Here is a 466-nt window from a genome sequence, read left to right on the forward strand (position 1 = left end):
CACAAATTTATACCTAACTCGCTTAAATTCAGACAAAATAAAATTATCCAGCGATGAGATAAAATTCCATTCCACAAACTCAATCAGAGCCAAAATGGGAGCAAGATACTCAAAACCTCTAACAGACTCACTAACTGCGTATTTAGGGGCTTCATTTGAGAGAGAATTTGCTTCAAAAGTAAAAGCCACAAACTTAACTAAGCAAAAATCAATCCAATCACCAAGCTTAAAAGGAAACACCATTTCAGGAGAACTTGGACTTAAATTTACACCTTTTACGCCTTTGATTTTTGATTTGCAAATTCAAGGCTTAAGTGGCAAAAAAAGAGGCTTAAGCACAGGATTTAACGTAGAGTTTAGATTTTAATAGTTAACATAAAGAGTTAAATTTATAATTAATTTAACCAACACAATAAGCATAAATTTATAAATATGGCTCAAAATTATAATAAACTTGAGCCATAAA

The 466-nt window shown here is 31.1% G+C and carries 1 protein-coding gene; it reads left to right on the top strand.

The window, feature by feature from the left end; translation table 11 throughout:
• Window positions 1-367: autotransporter domain-containing protein (locus tag F1B92_RS09560; protein WP_154571413.1), on the top strand; the 367-nt coding region annotated here is incomplete at its 5' end.
• Window positions 368-466: the final 99 nt, after the last annotated feature.

Source organism: Campylobacter portucalensis (genome assembly GCF_009690845.1).
GTDB lineage: Bacteria > Campylobacterota > Campylobacteria > Campylobacterales > Campylobacteraceae > Campylobacter_B > Campylobacter_B portucalensis.